Origin of the sequence: Halobacillus sp., from assembly GCF_049282395.1 — a bacterium.
Lineage (GTDB): Bacteria > Bacillota > Bacilli > Bacillales > Halobacillaceae > Halobacillus.
In genome coordinates, this window is the sequence record NZ_JBAPTY010000411.1 from 1 (window position 1) to 4,389 (window position 4,389).

At 44.3% G+C, this 4,389-nt stretch carries 2 protein-coding genes and 1 pseudogene; all 3 read right to left on the minus strand.

Annotated elements, in window-relative coordinates:
• Positions 1 to 1,025 (minus strand): dipeptidase (locus WAM07_RS17175; RefSeq protein ID WP_422168623.1); only part of this gene is annotated, 1,025 nt, incomplete at its 3' end.
• 290 nt (positions 1,026 to 1,315) lie between these two features.
• Entirely contained in the window at positions 1,316 to 3,364 is a 2,049-nt protein-coding gene (locus WAM07_RS17180; RefSeq protein ID WP_422168624.1) for a catalase, read from the minus strand.
• Positions 3,365 to 4,165: 801 nt separating this feature from the next.
• Positions 4,166 to 4,389 (minus strand): annotated as a pseudogene (locus WAM07_RS17185) (glutamate synthase); the annotation flags it as partial.

Sequence of the window (4,389 nt, forward strand, 5' to 3'; positions counted from 1 at the left end):
TGACTCTGAATAGCTTCATAAACAGCCTGCGGATTCTGCTCGCCTACTAAGCGGCAGCTGATTTTGGCACTGGCCTGATTGGGCACAATGGTTTTTAACCCTTCCCCCTGAAAACCGCCTGTAATCCCATTGATCTCAAGCGTCGGACGTATTCCTACACGCTCCTGGAAGGTAAACCCTTCTTCACCAAAAAAGGCTTCCAGTCCAAGTTCTCTTTTTGTTTTTTCACTATTAAATGGAACTTGCGCCACTTCTTCTCTTAAATCCTCCGTAGCTTCAGGAACACCCTCATAAAAACCTTCTACAGCGATTTTTCCTGTGTCATCATGAAGGCTGTCCATTAGAGAAACAAGTGCGTGAATCGAGTTGGGTACAGCTCCCCCGTAGGAGCCGGAATGTAAGTCAGTATTTGCTGTGCTTACTTTTACCTCCATAGCAAGGGCTCCGCGAAGCGAAGTGCAGATGGCCGGTTGTCCTTTTTCAATAAAAGTTGTATCGCTGATGACGACAGCATCAGCAGCAAGCTTCTCTTCTTGACTCCTAATAAAAGGAGACAAGTTCGGGCTTGCAACCTCTTCTTCTCCTTCGATACAAAATTTCACATTTACCGGCAGCGTGCCGTTTTCTTTCATGAGAAGCTCCATCGCTTTAATATGAAGGAACAATTGCCCCTTGTCATCCGTTGCTCCGCGGGCATAAATTTTCCCATCACGGACAACTGGTTCAAACGGAGGAGTTTCCCACAGCTCAAGAGGGTCTTCAGGCTGAACATCGTAATGACCGTAAATAAGGACCGTAGGCTTGTTCTCCGCATGGAGCCAGTCCCCATATACAATAGGATGACCTTTCGTCTGAATGACCTCTACATTTTCCAAGCCGGCCTTCCCTAAAGCTTCAGCTACCCAATCGGCTCCCTTATTTACATCTTCTTTACGGTCAGGTAAGGAAGATATGCTCGGGATCTTTAAGAAATCTTTCAGTTCTTCTATAAACGAATCCTTATGTAATTCCACCTGTTCTTTCACGATAGAAACCCTCCTTAAGATTATACGTATTAGTATAACGAAAAACTCACCTTAAGAAAGGTGAGTTTGATGAATAAATAATTAAATTATAGCAATGAAATGATAAAACCAATAACCACAATCAGACCAATAATCATTAGAATCGTACGTAACATAGAAACACCTCTTCACTTTAGGATTATGTATATGACTATTCCTTATTTTGGACAAGTTGAAACAATCCATTCTGCTTATTTTTATTATAGTAAAAAAAGACTGACCCAGCGGGGTCAGTCTTTCACATCTCCTTCTTATATCACCTGGCGGTCCCAATGACGGTGGGCCGCTACTGCTTCGGTAAATTTACTTACAAATTCAACACCATTTTCTTCTGCCACAACACCTGGTTCCTCCAACAATTCATTATCTTTCAATAGCTGGATTCCTTCATGCGTTGCACCAAGCGGCTTGAAGTGCGTGAAGGCTTCGTTTAGATAATAAGATACTTTCTTCCTGAATGCCTTACTCGGCTCGCCGCCTCCTGCAACGTAAACAGCATCCAACAGTACAGGATCAACCGTTGTAAACGTATGATCAACGGTAAGTTCCGTACCATCTGCGCCCTTCAGAGTGCCCTGACGGGTGCTGATCACTACAGGAGACATTCCTTTATCGGCCAAGCCTTCCAGTACATTCGTCACCTCACTGCCAGCAAAATTGTCAGCCACAATGACGCCAACTACTCGAGTATCCGGTTTGAATACTGTATTTTGCTGACTTAGCGCTGGAGAAGATTTAGTTACATCGGATCCGCCATGTTCTGGTGGGGTAATTCCGATATTTTTGGCAACTCCTTGAACCAGATCAAGACTGACGTTTGAGAACATTTCAATCACTTGCTTTCTAACGGAGTCACTTTCTAGTTTACCCAGTTCGAAACTGAAGGCTTGAATCAAGTGATCTTTCTCCGGTTCGCTCATACTGTTCCAGAAAAGAGTTGCTTGAGAAAAGTGATCTTTAAAGCTGACACTTCTTGCGCGAATTTTGCGCCCTTCTACCTTCTCGTGATAATGCTCATAGCCGCCTTCTTCTGGAGCTGCAGGCTCTGGCGTATTCTGAGCCAGAGAGTTCTTGTGATAGCTGACCTGTCCTGTATTAATCGTCTGGCGGCCATATCCATCTCTCTGATTGTTAAAGAATGGGCAGACTGGACGGTTAATTGGAAGCTCGTGGAAGTTTGGTCCTCCGAGTCGAATTAACTGAGTATCCGTATAGGAGAATAAACGACCTTGCAGCAGTGGATCATTCGTGAAGTCAATGCCCGGTACAACATGACCCGGATGGAATGCTACTTGCTCCGTCTCAGCAAAAACATTATCCACATTACGGTTTAATGTTAATTTACCGACGATTTCCACCGGTACATCTTCTTCCGGCCAAAGCTTCGTCGGATCCAGAACATCAAATTCAAATTTTTCCTCGTCTTCTTCTGGAATAACCTGTATTCCTAGTTCATATTCCGGGTAATCTCCATTTTCGATGGAGCTGTAGAGGTCACCACGGTGGAAGTCTGCGTCCTTACCGGAAATCTTTTGGGCTTCGTCCCATACTAAGGAATGAGTACCCAGCACCGGTTTCCAGTGGAATTTAACGAAATGAGATTTACCTTCCGCGTTAACCAAACGGAACGTATGTACTCCGAATCCTTCCATCATACGGAAGCTTCTAGGAATGGCACGATCAGACATGGCCCACATTACCATATGAGCGGATTCCTGATTGTTCGCTATGAAATCCCAGAATGTGTCATGAGCCGATGCTGCCTGAGGCATTTCATTATGAGGCTCAGGTTTTAATGCGTGAACTAGATCAGGGAATTTAATGGCGTCCTGAATGAAAAATACAGGTATATTGTTACCTACTAGATCGTAGTTTCCTTCTTCGGTATAGAATTTAGTAGCGAAACCGCGAGCGTCGCGTACCGTTTCAGAAGAACCGCGATTACCAGCTACTGTAGAAAATCTGGTGAATACAGGGGTTTTCTTAGATGTATCCGTTAGGAAATCTGCTTTTGTATATTTTTCAAGAGATTTATAGAGTTCAAATTCGCCATGGGCTGCATATCCTCTTGCGTGTACCACACGCTCTGGAATACGTTCATGGTCAAAATGGGTCATTTTTTCACGGAAGTGGAAATCTTCCATTAATGTCGGACCGCGTTCTCCAGCTTTCAGGGAAAACTCGTCCTCTGACATTTTCAGTCCTTGATTGGTTGTAAGATTCTTTCCTGAATCGTCTCTGCGATAGTGCTCCAACTGCTCGTCTTTACTATGCTTATCTACTTTTTTCTTATCACTCATTAAGGTTCCTCCTTAAAATGATTATAAAAAAACATTTCTTATAAACTCCACATAACTAGTACCCCCTCATTCGTCTGTTAAAACTTTCAAACTGAGATATTTTCTTCAAGAGTATTCAATACACACAATAGTAGCGTTGTTATAAAAGGGTTATACCAGTATAGGGCCGAAGTGTGGAAGACTAGCCTATGCTATCAACGCTAAGTACCGAGTCTCTTCAGGGTATAAACGCCGCTATAGAAGCATTTAACCCTATTTAAGGTTCCCATTGTTTTCTACTGGCAGGTTCCGTTCGCAAAATTATAGTTGGGGTGGCGGAGGAAACGACGAGACTCCCCGATTGAAAGCGGAAGCACCTTGGTCAGCGGCGTATGGACTGGACTGAGCTGGCGGAGATAAAGAAAACACGAAGAGCGGAGCGATTCGATGTTGCCTTATCGTACAGAAGTGAGGGAAGTCTCATTAGCCGCTAGGTGCTGGAGCTGGATAGCACTCCACGCCGTTTAGGCATTGGTTTTTGACTAAACCTATCCTGAGTGTAAGAACGGGAGAAGGAGCTAGGAAAGACCCCACAAGGAGTGTTAACGACTGAGGAAGCTTGCCAGTTCCCCCCGCAGGAAAGCGAGTTGTTTCCGTAGCCGCCCGCCCTCATCTATTGTTTGCAACGGACCTCAACTATCTCGAAACTGAGTCTTAAACAAACGGGAGCTTATCTGTAAAAGACATGATTTGATTTATTAAACCTTCACACAAAAAAAGAGATGCCTCTATGTTATAGAGACATCTATGATAATTTTATAGTTATGGCAGTTGAGTGGAACCCATCATAAATCGATCGCACTCACGCGCAACCTCGCGTCCTTCGTTAATGGCCCAAACGATCAGACTCTGTCCGCGGCGCATATCACCGGCGGCAAATACACCTTCCACGTTGGTCGTGTACTTACCATACTGGGCAGCTACGTTCGTTCTAACCGTAGTTTCAATTCCAAGCTTCTCAATTAAGTCCTGTTCTGGACCACTGA